Raw genomic sequence first — 26,336 nt, 5'->3', positions numbered from 1 at the left:
TCCCCCACGGCACGCGAAGCTGAACAGGCTTTCACCGCTTCTAAGGGCAACAGCTTAAACCACGCTAATGGACATACTCATAAGCATCCTCTCACTGCTAGGCTTCGTGCTTCTTACCGCGAGCACCGGACTATTCGTGGCCATTGAGTTCGCACTCACCGGCTTAGAAAAATCCACTGTAGAAACACATGTGAAGCAAAAAGGCGACAGCAGCGCCCGCGCAGTGCAGAGGGATCATCAAAATCTGTCGTTCGTGCTCTCTGGTGCCCAGCTGGGCATCACGATCACGACACTTGCCACAGGCTTCCTCGCAGAGCCGGTTTTGGCCAAATTCTTCACCCCAGCACTTGAGCTGGTGGGATTAAATGAATCAGCAAGCTCCGCAGTAGCCCTCATCATCGCACTGTTGGTGGCAACTACCCTCTCCATGGTTTTTGGTGAGTTGGTTCCCAAAAACTGGGCGATCACCAACCCGTTGGGCGTGGCACGTTTTGTTGTCCACCCTGTCAATTGGTTCAACATGGTTCTCAAGCCGTTTATTAACGGCATGAACAAGTCTGCAAACTTTATTGTCCGCAAACTTGGTATTGAACCAGCCGAAGAGCTTGCCTCTGCCCGTTCCTCCCAAGAGCTCACCGCCTTGGTACGCAGCTCCGCGGAAAGCGGCGGACTGGATCAAAACACCGCAGCGGTGATCAACCGATCCCTGCAGTTCGGTGACGCCACCGCTGATGAATTCATGACACCTCGCTCCACCATTGAATCATTGCGTGCCACAGACACCGTCAATGATTTGATCGAGCTTGCCCTGGAAACGGGTCACTCCCGCTTCCCAGTCACCGAAGGCGACTTGGATGAAACCATCGGCATGGTCCACATCAAGGACGCATTCTCTGTAGTGCAGGCAGAACGCGCCACCACCATGGTGCGCGATCTAGCCCGCAAAATTCCTGTGGTACCAGCCAGCCTTGACGGCGACTCTGTCCTCAACGCTGTCCGCTCCGCCGGCTCCCAAGTTATTTTGGTTGCCGATGAATACGGCGGAACCGCAGGCATGGTCACCATCGAAGACGTCGTGGAGGAAATCCTCGGCGAAATCCACGATGAGCACGACGACTCCGACGCCGAACGCGATTTCCAACAATTCGGCGCCAGCTGGGAAGTCTCCGGCCTGGTCCGCATCGATGAACTCGAAAAACGCGTCGGGTACGTCTCCCCTGACGGCCCCTACGAAACCCTCGGCGGCTTGATCATGTACACAGTCGGCGCCATTCCTCGCGTCGGCGATGTCGCCCTACTCCCACTGACCGATACCCCAACCATGGATGAATTCGAATCCGGCTTCTCCGGACGCTGGATCGCACGAGTAACGGTCATGGAAGATCGACGCATCGACAAAGCCGTTCTCACCCCCATCACCCATGAAGAAGCAAAGGAGTACGAAAAGTGAGTATTTGGGCAACTGTCCTTCTAATTATCGTCCTTCTTTCCGCCAACGCCTTCTTCGTGGCCGCGGAGTTCGCACTGATTTCCTCGCGCCGGGACCGCCTGGATTCCCTGGTATCCCAGGGTAAAAAGGGAGCTGAAAAGGTTCTCTACGCAACCGAGCACCTCTCCATCATGTTGGCGGGCGCTCAGTTCGGTATTACGGTCTGTTCTCTGATTCTGGGTAAAGTCGCAGAACCTGCGATCGCCCACTTCATTGAGGTGCCTTTCACCTCCTGGGGTGTTCCAAATGATTTGATCCACCCAATTTCCTTCGTCATCGCACTGGCGATCATCACCTGGTTGCACATTCTCTTTGGTGAAATGGTGCCAAAGAACATCGCTATTGCTGGCCCTGAAACCTTAGGCATGTGGCTTGCTCCAGTGCTCATTGCGTTTGTGAAGATTACCCGCCCGTTGATCGAGTTCATGAACTGGATCGCCCGTCTGACCCTTCGCGCCTTTGGTGTGGAGCAAAAAAACGAGCTGGATTCCACCGTGGACCCAGAGCAGCTGGCATCAATGATTTCCGAGTCCCGTTCCGAAGGCCTCCTTGATGCTGAAGAGCACGCCCGCCTGTCCAAGGCGCTGCGCTCTGAGCAGCGTTCCATCAAGGAACTGGTGATTAAGGATGAGGACGTGCGCACGCTGGCGTTCGGTAAATCTGGCCCGACCTTGCACCAGTTGGAGGAAGCAGTCCGCGAGACCGGTTTCTCCCGCTTCCCTGTCACCGGCCGCGATGGATCCTACTTGGGTTATATCCACATCAAGGATATTTTGCCTCGTCTGGCTGATCCTGAGATGGATCCCTCCGAGACCATTCCGCGTTCTGCACTGCGCCCTTTGAGCAATGTGGATGCCGACGGCCTCATGGATGACGTCTTGGATTTTATGCACTACCGCTCCGCGCACATGGCTCAGGTTCGCCTCAAAGGTGAGCTTCTCGGCGTGATTACGCTGGAGGATCTCATCGAAGAATACGTGGGCACCGTCAACGATTGGACTCACGAAAGCTCCGACGACTAGAAATAGTAACTGTGTTGGACACTTTTCACCTCCGCGTATTGAGCGAGGATGAGTGGATGGAACTAGCCCGCGCCCACCACGCGCGGGCTGATTCATTCACCAAAGACCACTTGAAGCGTCGACAAGCGCATATCAAGCACCCCGTCTTCGACTTCCTCTTCGAGTACTACCCCGTGCGCGTCGCGCACCTAAAAACCTGGCACCCCGGCATCGGCGTGTTTCTAGAAGGCACACCGCCGCATGCCACCATGCGCGATTTTTTGCTTGTCGACGCCTCCCTCCATCACGCAGCCGGCGTCCAGCTTGACCTGGCCTCCTATATGCAACGCCGTGGGTCCTCTGTGCGCTACATCCACGAACTGTTGTCCGCCACCCGCGACAACCACGCCCAATTTGATTGTTTTGGTCTGCACGAATGGGCAATGGTGTACAAATCAAACGATCTCCGCCATGACCTTCCCCTGCGCCTTACCCCATCGGAAACCGACCGTGTGGTGGAAAGCCACAACATCAAATGCACCCACTTTGATGCCTACCGATTCTTCACCACACCAGCCATCCCGTTGAACCTCACGGTGTTAACCCGCGAAGATCAGCCACGCAACGATCAATGTGGTTGTCTGCATGCCACGATGGATCTATACAAATGGTCCGCAAAGCTTGGCCCTCTTGTGCCAGGTGATCTTTTCTTGGACGCGTTTGAACTAGCCCGCGACACCCGCATCTTGGACATGGAGGCTTCGCCTTACGACGTCCGCGGATACGGCTTTGGCTACGTCCCCATTGAGACCGCCGAGGGCAAAGCCGAATATGTCAGTAGACAACGCGAGCTGTCTGAACGAGCAAAACCCATCCGTGACCGGCTTGTCTCCATTACTAAACAAGCTCTACAGGCTAGTATTTAGAAAATTAGACTTGTCAATGTAGGTTTCTGGTCCGGATTTTCGGGGAATACAGCGAGGGAGAAACGTGGCACGCCATTCAAGTGGGAATTCAAACTTAAGGTTATCTAAATCGCTAACCATTGCGTTGATTGCCATCGTCGCTCTCATCGTGGCACTTGTGGTGTGGCTTTTTAACCGTTCAGATGATTCTGGCTCCACCACGACCACCTCACAAGAGTGCATCTCCGGAAACTTGAGTCTGCCCGTTGGTGGCGATTCCACCGCAGCCGAAGAATTAGTGAACAAATTTAATGACTCATCACCTGTCAGCCGTGATTTCTGTGTTGAGGCGGAAGCTGTGGACGGCAACGTCCCCGCTGCCACGTACCTGTTCGCTGGTTCTCGTTCTGATGCTGCCACCGCACTTGCTGAAACCGGTGCCGTAGCAAGCAGCTCTGAAAGCTCTTGGCCCCAGGTTGGCTCCGCACAGGCAGGCCTCGCAGCTGCTTCAGGCACCGACGCCTCAACAATCACCCTTGACCAGGTAGCTCTTCCCGTTGCCACTAACTCCGGAGCATCCGCAGCCGTAGCGCTGGCGCTGGCTGAAACCCCAGAAGCTGCCGCTGCTGCGCTCAACCGTGACGCCGATGTCACCGCAACTGGAGCTGCCGACTCCCCTGCGTTTGCCACCGTTGAAGGAGCAGAACTTCCAGAGGGCTACACCTTTGAAGCAGTAGACAGCGCAGAAGTACCTGTGTGGGCTGTTGCCATCAACGCTGGAAACGGTATCTCTGAAGACCAAGCCCGCGCCGCCTCTGATTTCAGTAGCTTCAGCTTCGACACCGGCAACGCCGATAACTCCGCGCTTGAAAGTGTTCTCACCCAAGCTTCAAGCGAATCCGCGGCAGAAACTACTGAGGCGCAACCAAGCGAGACCCCGGTCGAGCCCGCCGCTGCTTCCCCATCCGATACCATCATCAACCTGGATACCTCATCCAACATGGATCGAGTTGTTGACGGCAGCCAGGAAACCTACCACACGGTTACTTCCCGGACTCTGGCCAACCTCGCCCGCGAAACTGGTGCACAGGGCAACCAGGTAGCACTAAACAACTACTCTTCCCCACTCAACCCAGGAGTCACCAAGGGATGGCGCGCAAACGTTTCCTTCCCTGATTCCTCCAGTGGAGAAAACTCTGCCGGCGCAGTTGTTCGCCTCGGCACCGGTGGCGTTCCGCTGACCCGCGCTTCTGTCGTTGCTGCAACCCAGATCGCCAAGGAAGGCTCCCCCGATGGACAGCCAATGCGCGTTGTCATCGTGACCTCAGGCTCAGCTGGTGAATACACCGACGAAGCATTCTTGAATGATCTCAGCGCCGCATTCGCAGACAACATCTCACTCCACGTTGTTCATGTAGGCCACGATCCAGTGGATTCCGTGCTCAGTGATTTCGCCACCAGCCACAACGGCACCGCTACGCAGGCAACAACCACCGAGCAGATCGATGCAGCTCTCCGCGAGGCATTCGGACTCTAAGCCGACCGCTGAAAAAACTCCCATTTGGACAATGAACACTTGTCAAAATGGGAGTTTTGGATTTTCGCACCACCGGCAGCACTCGAAAACGTGTTTATACTTGAACTATGAACGACAGGGCTCACCAACGAATAGGCGACATCGAGCGATCCCAAGCCCTCGACCGACTTGGGTCATATTTTGCAGACGGATACCTCGACATCGACGAATTCGATACCCGAACCGGCGCCGCAGCAATCGCACGCACAGCCGGTGAAATAGATGTCTTGTTCACAGATCTTCCCGAACAACAGGCAAGCACCGCCGTGACACCCGTGCAAGACGATACCGAGAAAGAATTAGACCTGGTCCTACAGCGAGGAAAGAAGCTCAAGCAGATCGACTCCGCCATTTGGGCTGTCGTGATGGTCTCGTTCTTCCTAGGCTTGTTTGTTTTCAACGTGCCATATTTCTGGGTTGTGTTCATCCTTGGCGGAGCGGCCTCCGCGGGTGCGCGATTCTTGCTCAAAGTAGATGACGCCGATGAAAAACTCTTTGAGGAACTCCACAGCAAGGAACAAAGCGAACGCGAAGCACGCCTACGCATTGCGGCACAACGTCGACGCGAGTTGGAACAATAGCCACAAAAGCTATCAAGCCCGTGCGCCATAGGTTCGGAGAGACCTACGGTGCACGGGCTTGAAGATTTACTGCGCTGAGTTTTTAGGAGGTGCGTCGGCTCCGGCGGGCTGCGAGCTCATCTTGAAAGTTGATGGTCTCTGCCTGAAATTCCTCATCGATGCGCTCAGATGGGAAGGAAGAAATATCGCCGGTGAGTTCCTTCATGATGCCTGGAACTGCAATGCCGAATACACCCTGTCCACCACCGAGCAAGTCGATGACCTCTTCGTTGGATCGGCACTCGTAGACGGTGGTGCCGTCAGAAACCAGGGTGATCTCTGCCAGGTCGTTGGTGCCCATGTCGCGGAGCTTATCCACGGCGAGGCGAATGTTCTGCAGAGAAATACCGGTGTCCAGCAGCCGCTTAACAATCTTCAGAACAAGGATGTCCTTGAAGGAGTACAGGCGCTGAGAGCCTGATCCGCGTGCACCACGAATGGTTGGCACGACAAGTTTGGTGCGTGCCCAGTAATCCAGCTGGCGGTAGGTGATCCCCGCAACTTGGCAGGCTGTTGGGACGCGGTAGCCGACCTGTTCGTCAGGGCCGACCTCAAATAAGGTCTCCTGAACAGGGACACCGTTGAAGATTTCTCCCTGGTAGTTCTTGTCTTCGTACACTAGTTTCTCCGATTATTCAGCACCCATGTTTTATTCAAAACAACATGCGTGTTAATTCTAAGCATGCAACTTAGCTATAAGTCTGGTCTCTACCCTAGACCAGAGTCAAGCTAAAATCTGCTAACACGCCAAAAACACCCCCAGCAAGTTGAAATCTGAGGGTGTGATTAGTCACATTTTAGGAATTCTCTGGCTTTTCTTCCGATGAGGGGCCTTCCTCGCCGAAGTCGCCATCAAGTCCGTCGCCTGGAGAATCCGGTGCGCTGAAGAGATCATCTTCAAAAACGCCGAGGCTCTGCATCAACTGTTGGAAATCAGCATCTGCTTGAGCGTCGCCTGAAGCAGATTCCCCATCAGGATGTCCGGATGCCTTGCTGCGATCAATGACGATGTCAAAGATGGACTCCATATCCTCATCATTGATATAGAAGGCAGTTTGCTGCAGAATTTCCTCATCGATAGAAATTGGCACCTCGAGCAGCTGTGACAGCATGATCACATCGCTTGGGCGGGCATCAAATTGCTCATCTTCAGAGGTAGTGATGGTAGCCATGTAAACGCCTTCAAAGTGGGAGACGATCTGCAGGCTGGCTACCCACGGAGTGAGGCGCTGGAATGCTTCCGCGAGCAATTCATGTGCCGTTGGCCTTCGTGGGTTGAATCCAGCGAGATATGCCTGGATTTTTAGGGCGTCATCAACGTCGATCCAGATGGGAAGGATTTTGTTCCCTTCATCCCATCGGAACAGCGCGCAGGTAAAGCCATCTGGTTCCATGGTGTGAATGCCATGGAATTCAAGTTCAACAAAACTCATTTTTTCTATCAGTATCCAAGCTGCTCGCGAGTTGCGTTTTTCACCAAGGAGGCGTGCATTGACACAACTAGGGAGCACATTTGTTGTGCCATTTCTTCAGCTTGCTGGCGGGCAACATCGCTTTTTCCCTGCGCAATCGGAGATGCCACTTGGGAAATAAGATCTGCCTGGCGCGATGCCGCATTTCCCAGGGATTTCAGTCGACGGAGATCAAAGCCCATTGCTTTCAGGCTAGCTGCGGTGCTGGCGATCGCCACGTCATCGTTGGTGAAAAATCCGGCGGCGTCCGGCTTAATCAATCGGGCGTTGACTAAATCAACAACCAATTCGACGTTGACGCCAGCCTTTTCGGCCACATCAGAGTCAGTGAGGCGAGTAATCGCAGGTGCCTGAAACTTCTCCGGGCTGACCAAAGGCTCCGAGGAGGAACCAAGGATGGCGGTGACAGAGCCGTTGTCCATGGCTTCCAGCTGTTCCCTGATGACCTTCAGCGGAAGGTAGTTGTCACGCTGGGTGACCAGGATGTAGCGGAGGCGTTCCACATCTGATTCCGTAAAACGGCGGTATCCAGATGCGGTTCGCTCAGGGGTAATCAGCCCCTCTGATTCGAGGAAGCGAATTTTGGACACAGTGACATCGGGGAACTCTGCGTTTAGACGTTCAAGTACCACACCAATTGACATAGTCTTGGTTGGTTTCACCGGAACGGTTCTGGTGGCGGATGCGCCGATGGAGCCGTTTGGGGATGTTTTACGGAGTGCACTCACGATGTTGCTGCTACCTGCTGTGAATTAAATGGGCGGACAGGGACTTGTACCACTATTTTAGGCATTCTATACACAAAACGGTTGCAAGATAGGTATGTATCCTGCAACCGCACTGTTTGCAGTGAAACACTGCAAAGAACTTTCCTAGGAAGTGTTTTTACTCAGCAGGGCCTGCGAGGAAAACCAGGCGGAACTTGCCAATCTGGATCTCATCACCGGTCTGCATGACCTGAGCGTTGCGTGGCTCGCGGTTAACGTAGGTTCCGTTGAGGGACCCTACGTCCACGACTTCAAATTCACCTTCATTGATGCGGAACTCTGCGTGGCGACGTGAAACGGTGACATCATCAAGGAAGATGTCACTTTCTGGGTGACGACCAGCGGTCGTGGTTGGCTGGTCCAGAAGGAATCGAGCGCCTGCATTTGGTCCACGCTTGACTACAAGAAGAGCAGATCCTGCAGGAAGGTTTTCAGCTCCTGTGGAGGCTGGAGCAGTACCGGTGCTCGACTCCATTTCCTTCAGTAGATCAGCGCGGAATACTGAGGTGGTCTCGACCTGTGGCTCCGGGGTGCCGTTGTTGTCGCTCATTAAACTTCCTCCGTGTCGACATTATTCTTAACGATTTTCATCATAGCCTTTGTCTAGATGTTGAGTGCGGAGTTACCCTCCGTAAGATCCTAGAATTTCCTGAAAAAACGCCGTGAGCTGGAATTTCATAGTTCTCAGGTTATCTAAAGATATTTCCTATGCCACTGATCACTGAGTTACCACTACCCGCAAGTGGGTTGTCAGAGACCATGTAGGTCCACGTTGCTGATGGACGCGCCAAGCCCTCATCATCCAAATGGGCACCCTCGTGATCGATGGTCACAGACTTGAACGTGGACACCGCATCATCGACAGCGCGTTGTGCCAAATCCTTGAATTCACGCACAGCGATGCGGTGGTATTCATCAAGGGGGGTTTCCCTGGCGATGGCGCGCAGGTGAATGGATTCGCGGACATCATCCATCAACGCGAGGTGCTCTGACCAGTTGTAATCGAGGTGGTACAGCATGATGTCTCGTGCTGCCTGTTCCCTCACGGACTGATCAAGGTCTTCAAGCTCTGCAGCCCGCGCTGGTGCATGCTGTGCCAGTTCCTCCCACGCTAAGGCGGTGTCGAGGAGGCGTTCGCGGCGCTCGTCAATGATCACGCGTTGATCGGCAAGGAGCTTGTTGTAATTCCAGCTCTGGGAGTGGATTTCCAGCAGCTGTCCTTCGGTGACGCGCTGGCAGTGTCCGACCCAATCGCGGATGCGATCTGAGTCAATCAGCCCGGTGGCATCGGGTTGCGCGCTCACGCTCTCCCCTGACCCGCCTGAGACCACCACATCATCATCGAGGGAGACAAAGAAAAGGCTCAGGCCTGGATCTCCTTGTCGTCCCGCACGTCCGCGCAGCTGGTTGTCCAGGCGCTGAGAACGGTGGCGGGCGGTGCCGATAACGGCGAGTCCACCGAGTTTCACCACTTCATCGTAGTCGGCTTCATCGGCGCCACCGAGGCGAATATCGGTACCGCGGCCGGCCATCTGAGTGGAAACGGTCACTCGTCCAATATCGCCAGCCTCTGCGATGATCTGGGCTTCTTCGGCATCATTCTTGGCGTTGAGAACGCTTACTTCGATGTTGAGTTCACGCAGTGCAGTGGCGAGTTCTTCCGACTCTGCCACATCGTGGGTACCCACCAGGACTGGCTGCCCCGTGCTGTGAAGGAGTGCGATTTCATCGATGATGGCGCGGTTTTTCTCCGCCATGGTGGCGTAGATACGGTCAGCTTCATCAAAGCGCTTCAGCGGATGATTGCGCTCAATGACAGAAACATGCAAGTCATAGAAGGTGCGTAGCTGATCGGTTGCCTCCACGGCGGTACCTGTCATGCCGCATGCCATTGGGTAGCGACCAATCAACGCCTGAAGTGTGATGGTGTCAAGGATCTTGCCGCCTTCAGAAACCGCGAGACCTTCCTTGGCCTCCACTGCTGCTTGCAGGCCGTCGGGCCAGCGCTGCAGGTCGGCGACACGGCCGCGGGAGGCGTCGATAAGCAAGACCTTGCTGTCGCGGACGATGTAGTGGATGTCGCGGATGAGCAGTGCCTGCGCGTGGAGGGCGAGGTTGACCTGCACGAGCGTCGAGCCGACGTGCTCATCGTCGTAGAGGCTGCTGATGCCCAGCTGCTGCTCTAATTTGGCGGCACCCTTGTCGGTGAGGAAGACGTTGCGACGATCATCGTCGATGGTGTAATCGTCGTTTTCTTTCAACGAGCGCACCACATCGGTGATTTTGCCGCGCGGCGCATGGCCGGGCTGGTTGCCGGCGAGGACGAGTGGCACCAGGGCCTCGTCGACAAGCACGGAATCGGCCTCATCGATAATCGCGACGTCGGCGCCATGCTGCACGGCGTCTTCGCGCCGGGTAATTAGCTGATCACGCAGCACGTCAAAGCCGATTTCATTGACAGGTCCGTAGACAATTGCGGCTTTATATGCTTGTCGACGCTCCCCTGCATCCATCTTCTCGCTGATGCTCGCCACGCTCAGACCGAAAAATTCGACCAATGGCCGCATCCATTCGGCATCGCGCACCGCCAAATAATCATTGACGGTAATCGAATGGACTCGCTTGCCCATCAACCCCAGACCGGTGGCCGCCATCGCGCCCACCAAAGTCTTGCCCTCACCGGTAGCCATGTGCACCACATCGCCTTCAATGAGACGCAACACCGCCTGTGATTGCACCGGATACGGCTTCAGCCCCAATGTCCGCTGCGATGCCACACCCAAAATGGCGAGGAATTCCGCATGATTGTCAATGCGTCCACCACTGGCTAGATCCTTGGCACGCTGCGCCAATGCAACATCATCCAGCGCGTCTAATTCCGCTGCATGGTTTTCTACCTGATTGACAATTGCCACGCTACGTTTTTGGTTTCTGCCCGATTTGCCGCCAAGGGCCTTCCAAAACCAATCAAAACCGGCCACGGTTATACCTCCGGTGAGCTAAATGAATTCATCTGTTTAACCCTACTCAATCACCCTCAGACGTGATACGACGTGACCTACATTGCACTGGTGGGTAAGAGTTGTGCAACGACATACCGCACGCATGGTGACCTGCGCGAAAGATATGCATAAAGTGATGATGAAATAGCTTTGTCGAAAGGTTTGCTCCCGGTGCATTCAGTTAGCGTGAAGGTGCCATCATCACAAGGGTTGATGATGGCCGCGACGTTAGATCTTCCAGATACAGATCCCATTGCCTATGCAATGTTTGCCCACTGTTTCACCGGCTCACGGTTCACGCCAGCCGCCGCGCGAGTCAGTAAAACACTCGCAGAATCCGGCGTCGCCTGCCTGCGTTTCGATTTCCCAGGACTGAGCCAATCAGAAGGTGACTTCTCCAAAACCACCTTCAACTCCAATGTGGACGATATCGTGGCGGCCTCGCAGTGGTTGACGGAACACTACTCCGCTCCACAGTTGCTCATTGGACACTCCTTGGGTGGTGCAGCATCACTGAAAGCTGCCACCAAAATCTCCTGCCTCAAAGCAGTAGCAACGATAGGTGCACCTTTTGATCCTGCGCACGCAGTCCTGCACTTTGCTGATCGCATATGTGATGTAGATGATCAAGGTGCTGTCACTCTGCAGCTCGGAGGCCGGGATGTCACCATTTCCCGCGAATTCCTCGAAGACCTTGCAGAGGTCAACCCCGAAGATCACCTCCGCAGGCTCCGCAAACCACTGCTTTTACTGCATTCCCCCACCGACCAAACCGTCGGCGTGGACAACGCGCAGCTCATCTTCAGAGTCACTCGCTACCCTAAATCCTTGATGACTTTGGACAAGGCAGATCACCTGCTCACCAAAGATGGCACCGCACAGCGTGCAGCCCGGATCATCGCGAACTGGGTCGAGCCCTACCTGGTTCCAGAAAACGTCTGTGAGGATCTTCCGGAGTTTGTCGCCGAAGCCTCAACCATCAAAGCCAGCAAATACGGCGCAGCCATCCGCACCGGTGGTCACAATTTCATCACCGACCGCGACAAATCCCAGGGTGGCAAAAACCTCGGCTTCACCCCTACTTCCCTGCTGGTTTCCGCGCTTGCTGCTGCAAACTCTCAAACGATCAAACAAGCAGCCATCGACAACCGCATCAAAGGCCTTGACGATGTCAAAGTGACGATCTCCCAGGAACAATCAGCCGACCACGGCCAGATCAAACTCCGCCGAAAGATCTCTTTGATCGGCAACCTCAGCGATGCTGACAGTGCTTCACTTCGGGCCGCATCTAATTCCTGCTCGATTACCCAACTGCTCGCGCAGGGAATCGTCATCGACGACGAGGTGAACTAGCGTGGATTTTGAGTTGGGTAAACGCTGCCCCTGCGGAACTGGCCTTACCTACGGTGAGTGCTGCTACCGCTTTCACTCCGGCGAATGGGTGGCCCCCACCGCTGAAGCGCTCATGCGATCTCGGTTCACCGCCTTTGCTGTTGGAAATTCCCAGTACCTTCTTGACACTTGGGATCCAGAAACCCGGCCAAGCGAACTCGGCCTCGATATGGGAATTGATTTCTACCGCCTCGACATCCTCGAGACCACCGGCGGTGGACCCTTCGATTCCACCGGCACCGTAAAATTCCAAGCCTTCTACAAGGGGCTCGCCTCCGGCGTCCAAGAAGAAGACTCCACATTCCGCAAGGTCAACGGCGCGTGGGTCTATTCCACAGGAGATGTCGACTAGTTTCCCCACACGTGCAATAGGTTATGACCAGCGGATTTCACTTTCCAGATCACACTGATGTAACCTATTCACGTTGGCTCAGCCCGAGGGTTAAGAACACAACGGCGGACTATGGCGCAGCTTGGTAGCGCACTACACTGGGGGTGTAGGGGTCGCAGGTTCAAATCCTGTTAGTCCGACAATTAGCCTAGGTGAGGATGTATTTTCTCCCCTAGGTTTTCTCTATTTGTCAGGCTGGATAAAACATGAAACTCACCATTGATATCGATCTTGATGCTATTGCGGATGATCCTGCCGGTGAAGCGGGACGGATTTTAAGATATTGGGCAGGTGCGCTATCCCAAATGGATCTTTCGGCCGAGGCGGAACATGCGTTGATGAACTCAACCTATGACGCAGAGGTAGGAACCATCAAGATCACGGCTGAAAAGTAGATCTGGCTAGGGCAAAATCAAAGACTGCAGATCGAGACCAAAGACCTCAAAAATCTACCTCTCTTTGGTCTCGATCTGCAGTTCTTGCGCGTCAAAACGTGCGTATTAAACCAAACAGACAGGGCGAAACTCGTTCCTTGGTCTCAAACGGACACATGGCTCCACTCGTCTAAAAATGCCACCCCGAACCCGAAAAAATCGACGCTCCAGAATCGCCTACAAATGCCTGAACAGAGCGCACCCACACTCGAACCCATTGCAGAAATTCGACCCCTTAAACGGGCGCCACACGACACCCCAAAAACTCACAACTGAACACTTCCTGTGAAGTTGCTTTCAATTGGTGTGCGCTCTCCCATGCAGCAGCATAATCAGGGAAAAATAGGAACTGTTTACTGAAAAACTGACAAACCTGACAGACCTGACCCGAAGAGACCTTATTCATGACGATATTGTTCATGCTCATTACATTGCTGCTCGCCACCGTGATTGTGGTGGCCATCGGCGATAAAACCGGACTCCCCTGGCCTGCTTTGATGACTATTGTCGCCGCAGGTGGAGCGTTGTTGCCATTTTTGCCGGAATTTACTATCCCGGCCGATCTGATGTTGCCTATTTTCATTCCGCCGCTGCTGTGGGCGCTGGCGAGGAAGTCATCGTGGGCGGTGATTAGGTCGCAGATGTCTACCATCATCACGATGTCGGTGTTGTTGGTGTTCGTGACCATCGCGGCACTCACGGGTGCATCCATGCTGTTGCTTCCTGGCATTGGTCTTGCTGGTGCGATCATGTTGGCTGCGGCTATTGCTCCACCGGATCCTGTTGCTGTTGATGCAGTGGCGGAACCTGCGGGAATCCCGAAGCGCATCACCACCACTTTGCAGACGGAGGGTCTGTTTAATGATGCAGCCAGCATCGTGGCGTTCCATGTGGCTTTAGCTGCCCTGGTCGCTGGTGAGGATTTGTCCTGGTCAACGGGTGTTTTGGAATTCTTGTGGTCGTGTCTTGCTGCCGTTATTTTGGGCTTGGTTATTGGCCGGGCGGCTGCGTGGTTTACCGATCACGTGAGTTCCGTTGAGGCTCGAAATGCGTTTACGTGGGTGCTGCCGTTTGCCATTTATGTGGTGGCGGAAGAAATCGGCGGTTCGGGCGTTATCGCCATTGTGATCGCTGCAGTGGAGATGAATTCGAGGGCGTCGATTGGTGCGGAGGATCGTCTAACGGGTTCTGCGTTCTGGGGAACCATTGAGGTGCTGTTTACTGGCGTTGCCTTTGGTTTGATCGGCCTGAATGTGCGCGCTGCGATTGATGAAGTTGGATCTGAGCTGTGGCATGCCGTGGTCGTGGGCATTGTGCTCTCGGTGGTGGCGATCGTTGTCCGTGGTGTGTGGATGTTCGCGGCGTATAAGCGCAATCGTTTCAAGATCGATAAGAAGGGTGCGACCAATAGTTCATTGCGGGCGCCTCTTCGACTGCAGGAATCGTTGCTGATGACGTGGGCGGGCATGCGCGGTTTGGTGACGTTGGCGCTGGTGCTGTCTATTCCGGAGGATATTTTCCCGTATCACCACGAGTTGCAGGTCATTGCGCTGGTCGTTCTCTTAATCACCATGGTGGGCCCTGGTTTGACGTTGCCGTGGCTGATGCGGAAGCTCAGCTTGGATAAGGGTCCCGATGCTGCGGGCGATGAGAGTATCGCCGCGCTGACAGAGAGGGCTCACAAGGCCGCAACAACGTATTTGGTGGATACCACGGAGTTGCCGATGGAGCAGATGGTGGCGATCAAGAATTGGTTCTCGCAAGAAATTGACGCTGATGAACTGCAGGAGAACGTCGATAAGCTGCATCAGCGCGCGCATCATGCGCGTGTCGGGGCAATTAAGGCGGCCCAGGAGGAGCTGTTGAAGGCGCGGCGGGAGCGCGGCGTTAATCCGGCCTATGTTGATGAGGTGTTGACCAACATTGACCGGATGCTTGTTGCGGCTGAACGCTAGATAAACAGCAGCAGGCTGATCGCCATGACTGCCATGCCAGCGATGAGTCCGTAGATGGCGGTGTGGTGTTTGCCGCTGGAGATGGCAGTGGGCAGTAGTTCATCGACGCTGATGAACACCATCACGCCGGCAACTGCGGCGAAGCACAGGCCGAGTGCTTCTGGTCCGATAAAGGGCATGAGCAGCAGGAATCCGATGAGGGCGCCGGCGGGCTCAGCAAGGCCGGAGAGGGTCGCCCAACCTAATGCTTTTCGACGTGACCCTGTAGCTTCCCTCAGTGGCACCGCCACCGCAATGCCCTCTGGAATATTGTGAATGGCAATTGCCACGGCCACAGGGATCGCGATCATTGGATCGGACAATCCGGCCAAGAATGTAGCGAAACCTTCGGGAAAGTTGTGGATCGCGATGGCCAGCGCAGTGAGCACACCCATTTTCATCATGCGGTTGCGGCGCTCGAATCCTTCAACGGCGCCTCCCACGGTGGAGGGCTCGTGGGGGTTAATCGCCGTGGGGACTAAGCGGTCGATGATGGCGATCAGCGCGATGCCACCGAAGAAGCCGATAACAGCGGCCCAACTTCCGCCTTTTTCTCCCCAAACACTGGTTAATTCATCAAAGGCGCCGGGTAGAATTTCCACAAAGGATACGTACAGCATCACGCCGACAGAGAAGCCGAGTGATCCTGCGAGGAATCCTTCGGTGACGGTTTTGCGCGCTACGGCGATGAGACCGCCGATGCCGGTGGCAAGACCGGCAAATAGGGTGAGTCCAAATGCGAACAACACAGTCGAGGTATCCATAGGGATGAATACTAATGTTCAACGCATTGAACAGTCAACTATCTTCCGACACTCCACGCAGTCCACAGACGCTGATAAATACCCCCGTGATCCAATAACTCCTGGTGAGTACCGGATTCCACAACCTCCCCCTTATCCATCACCAGAATCTGATCAGCCCGCGATGCCTGATCCAACCGGTGCGCCACCACCAATGCGGAACGGTTCTTGCTCACTGCATCTGCAGCCTCTTCCAGTGCGCTGGCACCCGCCGATCCTGCTTCTGCCGTGGCTTCATCCATGATGACGATCGCCGGATTGAGCAACAACACCCGGGCCAACGCCAACTGCTGAGCCACCACTGGTTCTAGCTGGATTCCTCGCGCACCAACGACCGTGTCCAGTCCTTCTGGAAGACTCTCCAACCAGTCAAGGGCATTAACTTGCCCAAGAGCATGCGCTAATTCCTCATCGGAGGCATCTGGTTTAGCCAAGGTGAGATCCTGGCGCAGCGTGCCGGAGAAAACATGAACCTCCTGGCTGACCATGGCCAAGCGGGCGATACGCTCGCGGTCAGAGAGGTGAGAGACGGGGAAGTCGTCGACAAGCACTTGCCCTTGATCTGGCACCCGCAAGCCCGCCAGCAAGGCGGCGACCGTCGTCTTACCTGCGCCAGATGCGCCCACGAGCGCGACAGTTTCGCCGGAATTGATCGTGATGTCGATGTCTTTCACCGCCCAGGAATCGCCATAGCTAAAGCTGACGTTGCGCAATTCCACTTTGCCCTGAGGTGCTTTCACACCGCTGTCGGGCACAGGAATCGGCGGATCCGCAACAACTCCCACGATGCGCGCCAGCGACGCATAGCCGGATTGAATGGTGTCGAGCACGCGCATGAACATATTCATCGGGCCACGCAGACGAATAATCATCAGCACGGCACCGGTAACCGCGCCGATCGTCAGCGCATCATCAATGACCAGCTTGTAGCCGATCACCAACGCGACCGCGAGCATGAGGAATTCCGCAAACAGCATCCACATGTTCAAAATCAACATGGTGGTGCGCGCACGAATACCCTTGACCACCACAGACCACGACGCCTGATCAATCTGATTATGCATGGCATCTTCCATGGAATACGCCCGCACAGTTGCACGCCCGCGAATAGCCTCAAGTACCTTTCGCGCACGCTCCGCCATCGCCGCGCGTTCTGCCGCATACCGATCCGGCGCCTTGCTCAAATAGTGCTTGGACGCGAAGTAGTACACCGGCGCCACCACGACAGGAATGAGCACAAATTGCCAGTCCAAAGAAAACAGCGCAATGATCGTCGCGGCAATGGTAAACAGTGAGGAACTTAAAATCGGGACGGTCTCTGTCACCGCTGCGGATAGCTCGGAGACATCATCGGTGGAGCGGCTCACCAAATCGCCAGAGCCCGCATCTTCCACCTGGTGCGTGGGCAACCCAAGCGCGGTGCCCACCATATCTTCCCTCAAATTGGCGATAATCTTCTCAGAAATCCGCGACACCACATAGAACCCGCACGCACTGAGCACCGCGCCGGCAATTGCCACCGCAATGAGAATCACACTGAGCTCAACAAAATCACGCATCTGCGCGCCATCGGACACCAGATCCACAATCCGCCCCAGCACCTGCGGCACCAGCACCGACGCATAAGCGCCCGCACTCAGCAACACCAGCGCGCCTAAAAACCACCACTTCGCCCGCGGAATACGACCCACCTGCCGGGCCACCTCGCGCCGCACTTGCGGCAGGCTGGCCAACGGAAAGCGCATGCTTTTCGACGTCTCCCCACTCATTTCATAACCTCCCGCAAAGCAGCTGCCTCAACGTGTTGATCAGCCACCGCACTCCACGCGGGTGCCTCACTAAACACAATGGTCACTTTTCCTGCACGGTGTGCTGCCACTTGCTGAGCAATGTTTTGCTCCGTCACAGAATCCACTGCCGTTGTGGGATCTTGAAGCACCAACACCTCTGGATCAAAAGCAATCGCCCGAGCCAGTGCAACGCGCTGACGCTGACCACCCGAGAGCAACCGTCCACCCTCGCCCACAATCTTGGAACTACCACCTGGAATATCGTCACAGGAGGCAACTTCAATGGCTTTCTCCGCGACCTCTGCCACGGGATGCACATTGTCCCTGACACTTTGATCAAAAAGATCCGCCGCATGAGGAGCCACAATCACCCGAGTACGTGGCAACTGCTCTAATACCTCAACGAGCTGCTCATCAGTGCCTCGAATAACCGTCAAACCTTTGGCAAGTTGTTGGATAATCTCCTCAGCCTTGTCCGCATCATGCGCAGACACTCTCTCAAAATCAGCACCGAGCACTCCCCTAATACGCTTTGCCGACGCCTCCGCCGATGCCCAGCGCGATGCCACATTTCGACCAAGCATGGTCATCGGCATGATCAAAAACTGTGTGAGTCCCACAACCGTGATCAAATCACCAATACTCATCTGACCTTGCAGCGCCAAAAATCCTGCTCCAATACCCAACGCGGACACAAAGATGGCGCCCGCCGCATCGGTGACACCATTCAAGCGAGCTTCCGCAGCATCCGCATGAACCGTCTTCCGATAAGCCTCACCAGAAATCGCCTCGTACCGACGGCGCACCGTGACAATCGCGCCCAAACCCTTCAAAATTCTCAAGCCCTGCACCACATCAGTTGCAGTAGCCGCAGCCTGTGCCACCGCCTGCTGACGAGCACCCGAACGCTTCTGCAACGGCTTTGAGACCTGAATAGCCACCACAACCAGCAGCGGTCCACCAATCAGCACAGCCACACTCAACCACGGATTAATGCTGTACATCACCACGGCGCCATAAATAATCGACGCCAATTCCGCCACCGGGAACACCGTCATCATGACGATATCGCCCACCCGCTGCGTATCCGATGACGCAATCGACAACAATCCACCCGCAGTGCGCTCTTTTCCAGCAAAACCACGCGGATCTTGAATCCGATCAGTCACCAACATGCGCAAATCATGGCTGACCAACTGCTGGCTCCGCACCAACATGTACCGAGCAATCCAGTTCACCGTCATCGCCGTTAAGAAAAGAACCGCCAACATGGCAATCCAGAACCACAATCGCTGCAGATCGCTCGTGCCAATAGCCTCATCCACCGCCTTACCCACAATCACAGGCGTTAACCCATTGCAGATAAAAGACGCCGCCATGCCAGCAGACGCCACAAAGCTCCACGGCCGCTGCGACAACGCCACTTTGAGAGTCCATAATTTGGCATCCAACGCCGGCATCTTGGACGGTCGCGCGCCGGGCCCGGGGAGGTTTTTATACCTATCTAAAGGTGTGGATTTCGTTTGTTGCACAAGGAGATACTGTATCTCATGAGCACGTTAAGCGATATATCGCTAGTGAAGGTGGTGGTAGCCCGCTAGGATTAACATCTGATATGAATGATCCAGCTCATCCCCCAATTCCACCAGTATCAAAACGAGACGCTCCGGCGTTTAGCGATCTTCAACATCGAGCAACCAGCGCCAGCGCTTTTACCCAAGGCAGCACGACTTATCACGATGTCCGACCTGGATATCCGGCTGAGGCCGTGGAGTTAGCCCGTGGGTTTGGCCGAGTCCTGGATGTCGGTGCAGGTACCGGAAAACTAACCAGTGAGCTAACAGCTGATCAGGTCCTAGCCCTTGATCCAAGCATGGACATGTTGCGGGTGTTTCGCTCCGCGCTTCCGGCGGTTCCCTGCTGGCAAGCGACAGCAGAACACACAGGAATACGTGACAACGCGGTTGATCTGATTACGTGCGCACAAACGTGGCATTGGGTTGACGTGACGGCTGCCTCAGCGGAATTTGATCGGGTGATTGCACCTGAGGGTGCAGTCCTGCTCGTGTGGAATAACCTGGACACCTCCATCGCGTGGGTACACCGACTCAGTCGCATTATGCATGCCGGCGATGTACTCAAGCCGGGATTCACCCCAGAAACCGCAGCTCCCTGGATAATTGATCGAGAAATTCGCACCACGTGGAATCAGCACCTCACCCCTGAAGAAATCATCCAGCTCGCTCACACGAGGTCCTACTGGTTAAACGCGTCAGAGAAAATCAAAGAGCGTGTTGATCAGAACCTTCAGTGGTATCTCTACGAGCATTTGGGTTTCAGTCCCGACAATCCAGTGGAACTTCCCTATCGCTGTGATGCATTTTTACTTTCACGTTCCGGTACCCTGGCAGGCAGATCTTCCAATCTTTAGGAGCCCTCGCCATGTACCTGTTGAATCCACCAGTCACTGAACCCGAGATCCTCACTGTCAACGAGATTCCGACCGTCGTCGCTGTCTTTGACAACCACCCCATGAACGACATGCCCGCAGCATTCGATCAAACCTACCAAGTGCTCTTCCCCACCTTGGGTGCCAAGGGCATCGCGCCAATTGGCCCCGGATTTGCTCTGTACACCTCCGAACCAACTGACACCGTCAGCTTTGAAGTGGGCATCCCAGTCAGCCAACCACTTGAGGGAGATGTTTCAGCCGCCAACGGCATCGTGCTGAAAAACTCAGTGGTCCCTGCCGGAAAAATTGCGCGAATCAGCCACATCGGCTCATTCGACGGACTGAGCCAAGCATGGGGTTCATTCGTGGAAGCTCTTGAATCTGCAGGCCATGAGATCGATATGCCTTGTTGGGAGGTCTATGTCACCGAGCCTTCCCCCGACATGGATCCCGCAACACTCCAAACTGATCTATACGTCCTGTTGAAGTAGAGAAGCTTTCTGGTCAAGTTCCTTGAGTATGGTGGTCGAAGACCAGCACTCCAGATTCAAGGAACTTATAAAACATGGCATCACCGCGCCGCCCACAGGTTGCAGCACCACGCATCAAAGAACTTCGCCTAACAGGCCTTGACAACGCTGACCCTCAAGACATCGAATCGAATGAGCAGATAGAGTCATGCCGTTTTAACGAGGCCGAGCTTTCCGAACGCGATCTTTCTGGTGCTGGTTTCATTGAATGTGAATTCCTTGGGCTGGAAGCACACGAAACCGAGCTACGCCGGGCTCAATTCGTGGAAACACGCATCGAAAGAGCCAATGCTCCATCTTTTAAGGCAGCCCGCTCCATCTGGCGCAACGCAACGATTTCCGACTCCCGCTTTGGTGCCGTCGAAATGTATGAAGCAACCGTCCAAGCTTTGAAAATCTCTGATTCTAAGCTGTCGTTTGTCAATCTGCGGGGTGCATCGTTACGGGATGTGCTCTTTGAGAACTGTGTCATCGACGAGCTTGATCTTGGCCAAGCCAGAGCAGAACGCATCGCTTTTAAAGACTGCACGGTGCATTCGCTCACCTTTGATCATGCCGTGCTCAGCAATGTGGATCTTCGCGGTTTAGATATCGAGCGCATCAGTGGCGTGGAGTCCATGTCCGGAACCGTGATCTCATCCCTGCAGGCTGCTGACCTGTCGGGAGCATTTGCACGGCATTTAGGAATTACTGTAAACGATTAGAAATCCGCTCTTTTGAACAAAAAGCACTTATCCCCACGTCATTTTCAACGTGGGGATAAGTGCTTTTAGGGAAAATCAAGCTTTACTGCTTGTTTCCGCCCTTGCCGCGGCGCTCGCGAACACGCACAGCGATTCGCACTGGAGTGCCTTCAAAGCCGAAACGTTCACGGAACTTGCGCTCCAGGTATCGTCGGTAACCTGCTTCGAGGAAGCCGGTGGTGAACAGTACGATCACTGGTGGCTGAGTAGATGCCTGGGTGGCAAACAGCACTCGAGGCAAACGTCCGCCACGCATTGGTGGTGGGTTCGCAGCAATTGCTTCACGCAGCCAGGTGTTCAGCTGACCAGTGGAGATACGGCGATCCCAGTTGTCGAGCGCTTCCAACATTGCTGGCTCGAGGCGCTGCAGTGCACGACCGGTTTTGGCGGAGATGTTGATGCGCTTTGCCCAAGGCACGTGTGCCAACTGGAGATCAAGTTCGCGATCCAAATCGATGCGGCGATCTTCATCCATGAGATCCCACTTGTTGAACGCAATAACCAGTGCCTTACCGGCATCGGTGATCATTGCGAGCACGCGCTGATCCTGCTCGGTGATGGGTTCGGAGGAATCGATAAGCAAAACACACAGCTCAGCTGCATCGATGGCACCGTGGGTACGCAGTGATGCGTAGTACTCGTGGCCAGATGCAGTCTTGACCTTTTTGCGAAGACCAGCAGTATCCACGAATTTCCACAGTTTTTGATCCAGCTGAATCAGGGAGTCAACGGGGTCAACGGTGGTTCCTGCAACATTGTCCACGACAGAGCGGGTCTCGCCAGCAAACTTGTTGAGCAGTGAAGACTTACCCACGTTTGGCTTACCCACAAGGGCGACACGACGAGGGCCTTCCACGATGGACTTGGAGCGAGGCTCTTCTGGGAAGAGTTCAAGGACTTTGTCCAAAACGTCAGCGCCACCACGTCCATGCTGGGCTGAAACTGGGTATGGATCGCCAAGGCCGAGGCTGTAGAACTCAGCCATGTCAGCCCACTGGCTGTCGGAGTCGAATTTGTTCGCAACCAAGATCACTGGCACTTCCGAGCGCAACAGTTTTGCTGCCATCACTGAGTCAGTTTCGGTGATGCCCACCTTGGTGTCCACGACGAATACGATGACATCGGCAGTGCTCATAGCAACTTCTGCTTGCTGTGCGATCGATGCGTGGATGCCCTTGACGTTAGGATCCCATCCGCCTGTGTCCTGAACCCAGAAACGGTGTCCACCCCAGTCAGAGATGTAGGAGATGCGGTCACGGGTTACGCCGGGGAAATCTTCCACGACTGCTTCTCGACGTCCAATAAAGCGGTTCACCAAGGTTGATTTACCAACATTTGGGCGTCCGACGATAGCGACCGTGCAGAGAGCTTCTTCAAGGTGGCTTGGGTCGAATCCGAATGCGGTCTCGATTTCTTCCCAGTCTTCATCAGAGTAGTCTTCGCCGAAATCAGGGTTGGAGAACTCTGTTTCGTCAAAGTCCTCTGCATCGAAGTCATCGTCAGAGTCTTCGTAGCCGAATTCTGCTGGGTCGAAATCTGCGGAAGCCCAACCGCCGTGTGGTGCTAGTTCTTCTTCGTCAGCAAACGCACCTTCGACGTCCATTTCGCCTTTGTGGGTGTGGTAGACGAATACGGTGTCGTCCTCTTCACCAGGCATGGTGTGTTTATCAGTCACTGGTTGCTCCTTTCAGCGGAGGCTTCCACTAGGTGGATGAGGTGATCAAGTACTTGATCCATGGTCATATCAGAGGTGTCCACGATGTGTGCATCATCTGCTGGTTTCAGCGGTGAGGCGGCACGGGTGGAATCTAGTTCATCGCGGCGAACAACATCTGCCAGCACAGCGTCGAAATCTACGTCGCGACCTGCTGCGGTGTCTTGGTCAAAGCGTCGCTGGGCGCGGACTTCCGCTGAGGCGGTGAGAAACGCCTTGATGGGCGCGTCGACAAGCACTGCCGTTCCGATGTCTCTGCCTTCGACGACGCAGCGATGTGCTTTGGCGGCGAGTGCGCGCTGCAACGCCACCAAGTTTTCACGAACCTCAGGGATCGCGGACACTGCGGAGACATTTTGGGTGACTTCTGGTCCGCGGATGTCCTTTTGCACATCGACGCCCGCGAGCAACACCTCAGTGGAGGCGGGATCGTCAGAAATCGACAACGGCAATACAGCGGTTGCAGCGATCACGGCTGCGCTATCTGCAGGGTCAATCCCCTGGTTAAGCACATGAAGCGTTGCGACGCGGTACATCGCACCAGTATCTAGGTACTTGGCCGAGAGACGGGTTGCGAGCGCGCGGGATGTGGTGGATTTTCCGGTGCCAGACGGCCCGTCGATGGCTACGATGAGGCCACCGGCAGGCATGTTGGAAATTTCCGTCACAGTTGGACCACCTTGTATAAGCTGGTCAGCTCAGAGGAGTTCAGTGCACGAAGGGAACCTGGCTTCTGATCACCAAGCTGAACGGTGTGCAGCTTGGTGCGCACGAGGCGCTCGACTGGGAAACCGAGCTCATCGAAGAGGCGTCGCACAATGTGCTTGCGGCCTTCGTGGATTTCGATGCGCAACAAGGACTTGCCCTGGAATACGTCGATAATCTGCGCAAAGTCAGCCTTGGCAGGGCCATCTTCCAACTCCACGCCATCACGAAGAGCGCTGACTAGCTTATTGGTTGCTTCACCGCGAACGGTAGCAAGGTAAGTCTTGGACACTTCGTACTTAGGGTGCATGAGGCGGTTAGCCAACTCACCATCGTTGGTGAGCAGCAGCAAACCTTCGGTGTCCGCGTCGAGGCGACCGACGTGGAACAGACGCTGTCCAGATGCAGTCTTCTCACTGACCAGATCACCCACGCATGGGCGACCAAGTTCATCGCTCATGGTGGAGTGCATGCCACGAGGCTTGTTGAGCACGAAGTACTCGAGGTCCTCGTTGATGTGGATGCGGACGCCGTCAACACGGATGACATCGTTGTTTGGATCCACGCGCACGCCCTGGGTGGTCACGATACGATCGTTGACCTCCACACGGCCCTGATCAATCAGGATTTCTGCGTGTCGACGTGATGCCACACCTGCTTGGGCAAGCACCTTCTGCAGGCGAACTCCGTCAGAGTCATTGCGGTTTAAGAAACCCATCGACCAATCGTCGTCGGATTTTACGTTTTGCTTCTTGGCAGGCTTAGCGTTGGAGAGAAGAATCTCATCCTTCTTCTGAGGCTGCTGGCGTGTGTTTGGGCGGGATGATCCTGGCTTGTAGCCACGAACTGAAGACCGGTATCCGCCAGAGCGATTGCTCTGCTTCTTGTCCGGTGTGCCATCTCGGCGAGCGGGTGGGGTCACGTAAGTGTCCTTAATCTTGAGAGAAAACGTATGAAATTGAATCCCGTGAATTCTAGCCTATTTTAGGAGATTTTAATAGTCGGGGCTTTAACTGATGCTTTAGAAGTCTTCATCAATGGAGTCAACATCCGGCAAAAGCGGTGCTAGATCTGGTAATTTATCCAAAGAATCAATACCCAACAGCTCAAGCAGCAATTCCGTTGTGCCATAGCGGTGTGCGCCCGTTGATTCGTCCACATCGACTTCTTTGACTAGGCCTCGAAGCTGCAAGGTTCTCATGACGCCGTCGACATTTACTCCGCGCACTGCTGAAATCTGGGAGCGTGTGACCGGCTGCCGATATGCCACCACCGCGAGTGTTTCCAATGCTGCACGGGACAGTCTGGTTTGGTTTCCATCGAGGAGGAATTGCTCGACGATGTCCGCATTTTCCGGGCGGGTGTAATAGCGCCATCCTTCTGCCGTTTCCCGCAGATCAATGCCGCTGCCCCGTTCAGAAAGCTCAAAGGCCATTTCCTTCAAAATTGCCTCTGTTGCAGGCACGTCAATGCCCAACACCCCAGCCAGCGTGCGTGCTGAAACTGGGGTATCGACCACCAACAAGATTGATTCCATCCGAGACCTCGTCTGAGGGATAAGGCTCATCGCGGAAATCAATGCTGGATCGAAATCATTCATGAGTGGTTATCATAGCGGGCGTTAAGCAATCGGCTTTTGGTTTGCCGGGTTGCCCCACTCCGCCCAAGAGCCTTCATACACTACAACGTCGTCATAACCTGCGATAACTGCAGCGTAGGCATCAACACATGCCGTGACTCCGGAGCCACAGCTAAAGACCAACGACTGCGCTCCATTTGTGCGGCTGAAGATCAATTCCTTCAGTTCTTCTGCTGGCCGGACAAAACCATGCTCATCAGAAATGTCAGTGAAGGGAATGTTGACGCTTCCAGGGATCGACCCTTTTCGAAGGCCTGGACGGGGCTCTTCTTCAACGCCAGCGAATCGGCTCGCATTACGAGCATCAATCACTGCCTTGCTTGAGCGCGCGATCGCCCGTTCAACGCCGGAGGCACCAACGAGTAAATCTGGCTGTGGTTCTGCGCTGATCCTTCCACCACTTGTAGGTAGCGACAGCGGTTCCGTTGGAAGGCCAGCATCAACCCAGGCTGGCAATCCGCCATCAAGCACGCCAATGCTGCTTAATCCAGCAACACGGAGAAGCCACCACACCCGCGGTGCAACCATGAGGCCGTGCAGATCATAAACAACCACCGTGGAATCGGTGCTAATGCCGTAGCTTTCTAGCAAACCCACCAAATTTGGTGGCGCGGTGTGTGGAAGCTCGGAATGTGGATCTGAGAAATCTCCTTCCAAGTCAGCGAGAAATGCCCCCGGAATTCCCGCTTGACGTGCAATTTCATCATCCTCCATTGTGGCACACAACACGATGACATCATCCCGGTCAAGGTTGTGTGACAACCAGTCAACGGTTACCACTGGACCTTCAGGAAAATGGGCATCATTGTTATTGGTTGCATCTGCGGACGAAGTTACTTTAAGAGAAGTCATAACCTGCCATCTTAGTGCTTAACACCACTTGAATGGGAGGAGTTCGCGGTAGTTCACAGCATTTA

General features: G+C 54.8%; 25 protein-coding genes and 1 tRNA gene. 13 read left to right on the top strand and 13 right to left on the bottom strand.

The genetic code is table 11. The features are described 5' to 3' along the window. The first annotated feature begins 67 nt into the window (after nucleotides 1–67). From CGL_RS07250 to CGL_RS07230, 5 genes are all read left to right on the top strand, one after another. Nucleotides 68–1,450 (top strand): hemolysin family protein, encoded by a 1,383-nt coding sequence (locus CGL_RS07250; protein WP_011014371.1) that lies wholly within the window; start codon nucleotides 68–70, stop codon nucleotides 1,448–1,450. Next, complete coding sequence (locus tag CGL_RS07245; RefSeq protein WP_011014370.1) at nucleotides 1,447–2,511, top strand: hemolysin family protein; 1,065 nt, start codon at nucleotides 1,447–1,449, stop codon at nucleotides 2,509–2,511. The genes CGL_RS07250 and CGL_RS07245 overlap by 4 nt, the downstream gene beginning before the upstream one ends. 56 nt (nucleotides 2,512–2,567) lie before the next feature. After that, on the top strand, nucleotides 2,568–3,416 hold the full coding sequence (locus tag CGL_RS07240; RefSeq protein ID WP_020309556.1) for a hypothetical protein: 849 nt from the start codon (nucleotides 2,568–2,570) through the stop codon (nucleotides 3,414–3,416). A 124-nt stretch (nucleotides 3,417–3,540) separates the two neighbouring features. Further along, nucleotides 3,541–4,932, top strand: coding sequence for a hypothetical protein (locus tag CGL_RS07235; RefSeq protein ID WP_011014368.1), 1,392 nt, complete (start codon nucleotides 3,541–3,543; stop codon nucleotides 4,930–4,932). Between the two features lie 107 nt (nucleotides 4,933–5,039). Further along, nucleotides 5,040–5,552, top strand: coding sequence for a DUF1707 SHOCT-like domain-containing protein (locus CGL_RS07230; RefSeq protein WP_003856246.1), 513 nt, complete (start codon nucleotides 5,040–5,042; stop codon nucleotides 5,550–5,552). An 82-nt stretch (nucleotides 5,553–5,634) separates the two neighbouring features. Here CGL_RS07230 and CGL_RS07225 read toward each other — a convergent pair whose 3' ends face one another. From CGL_RS07225 to secA2, 5 genes are all read right to left on the bottom strand, one after another. Beyond that, nucleotides 5,635–6,210, bottom strand: a complete 576-nt coding sequence (locus CGL_RS07225) for a MerR family transcriptional regulator (RefSeq protein ID WP_003856248.1) — start codon at nucleotides 6,208–6,210, stop codon at nucleotides 5,635–5,637. Nucleotides 6,211–6,388: 178 nt separating this feature from the next. Continuing rightward, entirely contained in the window at nucleotides 6,389–7,024 is a 636-nt protein-coding gene (locus CGL_RS07220) for a bifunctional nuclease family protein (protein ID WP_003863762.1), read from the bottom strand. Nucleotides 7,025–7,032: 8 nt separating this feature from the next. Further along, on the bottom strand, nucleotides 7,033–7,791 hold the full coding sequence (locus tag CGL_RS07215) for a transcriptional regulator FtsR (protein WP_003856252.1): 759 nt from the start codon (nucleotides 7,789–7,791) through the stop codon (nucleotides 7,033–7,035). Nucleotides 7,792–7,948: 157 nt separating this feature from the next. Beyond that, on the bottom strand, nucleotides 7,949–8,380 hold the full coding sequence (odhI, locus tag CGL_RS07210) for an oxoglutarate dehydrogenase inhibitor Odhl (RefSeq protein WP_003856253.1): 432 nt from the start codon (nucleotides 8,378–8,380) through the stop codon (nucleotides 7,949–7,951). 139 nt (nucleotides 8,381–8,519) lie between these two features. Beyond that, the gene (gene secA2 / locus CGL_RS07205) at nucleotides 8,520–10,811 is read right to left on the bottom strand and encodes an accessory Sec system translocase SecA2 (RefSeq protein ID WP_011014367.1); all 2,292 of its coding nucleotides are present in this window, start codon (nucleotides 10,809–10,811) and stop codon (nucleotides 8,520–8,522) included. 234 nt (nucleotides 10,812–11,045) lie between these two features. On the opposite strand from secA2, the gene CGL_RS07200 reads away from it, so the two are divergent. The 5 genes from CGL_RS07200 to CGL_RS07180 all read left to right on the top strand — a co-directional run bounded on the left by CGL_RS07200 (nucleotide 11,046) and on the right by CGL_RS07180 (nucleotide 15,004). Then, on the top strand, nucleotides 11,046–12,185 hold the full coding sequence (locus tag CGL_RS07200) for a bifunctional alpha/beta hydrolase/OsmC family protein (RefSeq protein WP_003863764.1): 1,140 nt from the start codon (nucleotides 11,046–11,048) through the stop codon (nucleotides 12,183–12,185). Between the two features lies 1 nt (nucleotide 12,186). Next, complete coding sequence (locus tag CGL_RS07195; RefSeq protein WP_011014365.1) at nucleotides 12,187–12,576, top strand: YchJ family protein; 390 nt, start codon at nucleotides 12,187–12,189, stop codon at nucleotides 12,574–12,576. Between the two features lie 105 nt (nucleotides 12,577–12,681). Next, a tRNA-Pro gene (locus tag CGL_RS07190) sits at nucleotides 12,682–12,755 on the top strand. Between the two features lie 66 nt (nucleotides 12,756–12,821). Beyond that, the gene (locus tag CGL_RS07185; RefSeq protein ID WP_003863766.1) at nucleotides 12,822–13,010 is read left to right on the top strand and encodes a hypothetical protein; all 189 of its coding nucleotides are present in this window, start codon (nucleotides 12,822–12,824) and stop codon (nucleotides 13,008–13,010) included. A gap of 443 nt (nucleotides 13,011–13,453) precedes the next feature. Continuing rightward, nucleotides 13,454–15,004: a cation:proton antiporter gene (locus CGL_RS07180; protein WP_011014364.1), complete on the top strand. Its 1,551-nt coding sequence runs from the start codon at nucleotides 13,454–13,456 to the stop codon at nucleotides 15,002–15,004. Here the strand turns inward: CGL_RS07180 and zupT are convergent. Genes zupT through CGL_RS07165 form a run of 3 tightly spaced genes read right to left on the bottom strand, consistent with a single transcriptional unit; the run spans nucleotide 15,001 to nucleotide 19,168 of the window. Next, a complete protein-coding gene (gene zupT / locus CGL_RS07175; RefSeq protein ID WP_011014363.1) occupies nucleotides 15,001–15,807 on the bottom strand; it encodes a zinc transporter ZupT in 807 nt (268 codons plus the stop codon). The two genes, CGL_RS07180 and zupT, sit on opposite strands and share 4 nt — an antisense overlap. Nucleotides 15,808–15,845: 38 nt before the next feature. Next, nucleotides 15,846–17,591 (bottom strand): ABC transporter ATP-binding protein, encoded by a 1,746-nt coding sequence (locus CGL_RS07170; protein WP_011014362.1) that lies wholly within the window; start codon nucleotides 17,589–17,591, stop codon nucleotides 15,846–15,848. Between the two features lie 20 nt (nucleotides 17,592–17,611). After that, complete coding sequence (locus CGL_RS07165; protein WP_011265741.1) at nucleotides 17,612–19,168, bottom strand: ABC transporter transmembrane domain-containing protein; 1,557 nt, start codon at nucleotides 19,166–19,168, stop codon at nucleotides 17,612–17,614. 83 nt (nucleotides 19,169–19,251) lie between these two features. Between CGL_RS07165 and CGL_RS07160 the strand changes: the two genes are divergently transcribed. The 3 genes from CGL_RS07160 (at nucleotide 19,252) to CGL_RS07150 (ending at nucleotide 21,322) form a co-directional block, all read left to right on the top strand. Continuing rightward, nucleotides 19,252–20,067 (top strand): class I SAM-dependent methyltransferase, encoded by an 816-nt coding sequence (locus CGL_RS07160; RefSeq protein ID WP_011014360.1) that lies wholly within the window; start codon nucleotides 19,252–19,254, stop codon nucleotides 20,065–20,067. Nucleotides 20,068–20,078: 11 nt separating this feature from the next. Further along, entirely contained in the window at nucleotides 20,079–20,579 is a 501-nt protein-coding gene (locus tag CGL_RS07155) for a GyrI-like domain-containing protein (RefSeq protein ID WP_011014359.1), read from the top strand. 74 nt (nucleotides 20,580–20,653) lie between these two features. Continuing rightward, nucleotides 20,654–21,322 carry a pentapeptide repeat-containing protein gene (locus tag CGL_RS07150; protein ID WP_011014358.1) on the top strand — a complete coding sequence of 223 codons (669 nt, stop codon included), beginning with the start codon at nucleotides 20,654–20,656 and terminating at the stop codon, nucleotides 21,320–21,322. Between the two features lie 82 nt (nucleotides 21,323–21,404). Here the strand turns inward: CGL_RS07150 and der are convergent, their stop codons facing one another. From der to CGL_RS07125, 5 genes are all read right to left on the bottom strand, one after another. Beyond that, nucleotides 21,405–23,018, bottom strand: coding sequence for a ribosome biogenesis GTPase Der (gene der, locus CGL_RS07145; RefSeq protein ID WP_172769660.1), 1,614 nt, complete (start codon nucleotides 23,016–23,018; stop codon nucleotides 21,405–21,407). 14 nt (nucleotides 23,019–23,032) lie between these two features. Beyond that, a complete protein-coding gene (gene cmk, locus CGL_RS07140; protein WP_003863776.1) occupies nucleotides 23,033–23,743 on the bottom strand; it encodes a (d)CMP kinase in 711 nt (236 codons plus the stop codon). After that, nucleotides 23,740–24,702 (bottom strand): pseudouridine synthase, encoded by a 963-nt coding sequence (locus CGL_RS07135; protein WP_003863777.1) that lies wholly within the window; start codon nucleotides 24,700–24,702, stop codon nucleotides 23,740–23,742. Before CGL_RS07135 ends, cmk begins: the two co-directional genes overlap by 4 nt. A gap of 99 nt (nucleotides 24,703–24,801) precedes the next feature. Continuing rightward, on the bottom strand, nucleotides 24,802–25,380 hold the full coding sequence (scpB, locus tag CGL_RS07130; RefSeq protein WP_011014356.1) for an SMC-Scp complex subunit ScpB: 579 nt from the start codon (nucleotides 25,378–25,380) through the stop codon (nucleotides 24,802–24,804). A 21-nt stretch (nucleotides 25,381–25,401) separates the two neighbouring features. Continuing rightward, a complete protein-coding gene (locus tag CGL_RS07125; RefSeq protein ID WP_011014355.1) occupies nucleotides 25,402–26,271 on the bottom strand; it encodes a sulfurtransferase in 870 nt (289 codons plus the stop codon). Nucleotides 26,272–26,336: the final 65 nt, after the last annotated feature.

This window comes from Corynebacterium glutamicum ATCC 13032 (genome assembly GCF_000011325.1).
In the GTDB taxonomy this organism is placed as follows: Bacteria; Actinomycetota; Actinomycetes; order Mycobacteriales; family Mycobacteriaceae; genus Corynebacterium; species Corynebacterium glutamicum.
The sequence above is the reverse complement of the archived record's forward strand: the minus strand, read 5'-3'. Positions and strand labels throughout refer to the sequence as shown.

Bases quoted from the DNA above. Each gene is read 5' to 3' on its own strand.
- CGL_RS07220 (WP_003863762.1), bottom strand. From the start codon at position 7,024: ATGAGTTTTGTTGAACTTGAATTCCATGGCATTCACACCATGGAACCA.
- CGL_RS07200 (WP_003863764.1), top strand. From the start codon at position 11,046: ATGATGGCCGCGACGTTAGATCTTCCAGATACAGATCCCATTGCCTAT.
- zupT (WP_011014363.1), bottom strand. From the start codon at position 15,807: ATGGATACCTCGACTGTGTTGTTCGCATTTGGACTCACCCTATTTGCC.
- CGL_RS07125 (WP_011014355.1), bottom strand. From the start codon at position 26,271: ATGACTTCTCTTAAAGTAACTTCGTCCGCAGATGCAACCAATAACAAT.
- CGL_RS07150 (WP_011014358.1), top strand. From the start codon at position 20,654: ATGGCATCACCGCGCCGCCCACAGGTTGCAGCACCACGCATCAAAGAA.
- CGL_RS07155 (WP_011014359.1), top strand. From the start codon at position 20,079: ATGTACCTGTTGAATCCACCAGTCACTGAACCCGAGATCCTCACTGTC.
- CGL_RS07230 (WP_003856246.1), top strand. From the start codon at position 5,040: ATGAACGACAGGGCTCACCAACGAATAGGCGACATCGAGCGATCCCAA.
- CGL_RS07180 (WP_011014364.1), top strand. From the start codon at position 13,454: ATGACGATATTGTTCATGCTCATTACATTGCTGCTCGCCACCGTGATT.
- CGL_RS07160 (WP_011014360.1), top strand. From the start codon at position 19,252: ATGAATGATCCAGCTCATCCCCCAATTCCACCAGTATCAAAACGAGAC.
- der (WP_172769660.1), bottom strand. From the start codon at position 23,018: ATGCCTGGTGAAGAGGACGACACCGTATTCGTCTACCACACCCACAAA.
- scpB (WP_011014356.1), bottom strand. From the start codon at position 25,380: ATGAATGATTTCGATCCAGCATTGATTTCCGCGATGAGCCTTATCCCT.
- CGL_RS07170 (WP_011014362.1), bottom strand. From the start codon at position 17,591: ATGCGCTTTCCGTTGGCCAGCCTGCCGCAAGTGCGGCGCGAGGTGGCC.
- CGL_RS07240 (WP_020309556.1), top strand. From the start codon at position 2,568: ATGGAACTAGCCCGCGCCCACCACGCGCGGGCTGATTCATTCACCAAA.
- odhI (WP_003856253.1), bottom strand. From the start codon at position 8,380: ATGAGCGACAACAACGGCACCCCGGAGCCACAGGTCGAGACCACCTCA.
- CGL_RS07185 (WP_003863766.1), top strand. From the start codon at position 12,822: ATGAAACTCACCATTGATATCGATCTTGATGCTATTGCGGATGATCCT.
- CGL_RS07250 (WP_011014371.1), top strand. From the start codon at position 68: ATGGACATACTCATAAGCATCCTCTCACTGCTAGGCTTCGTGCTTCTT.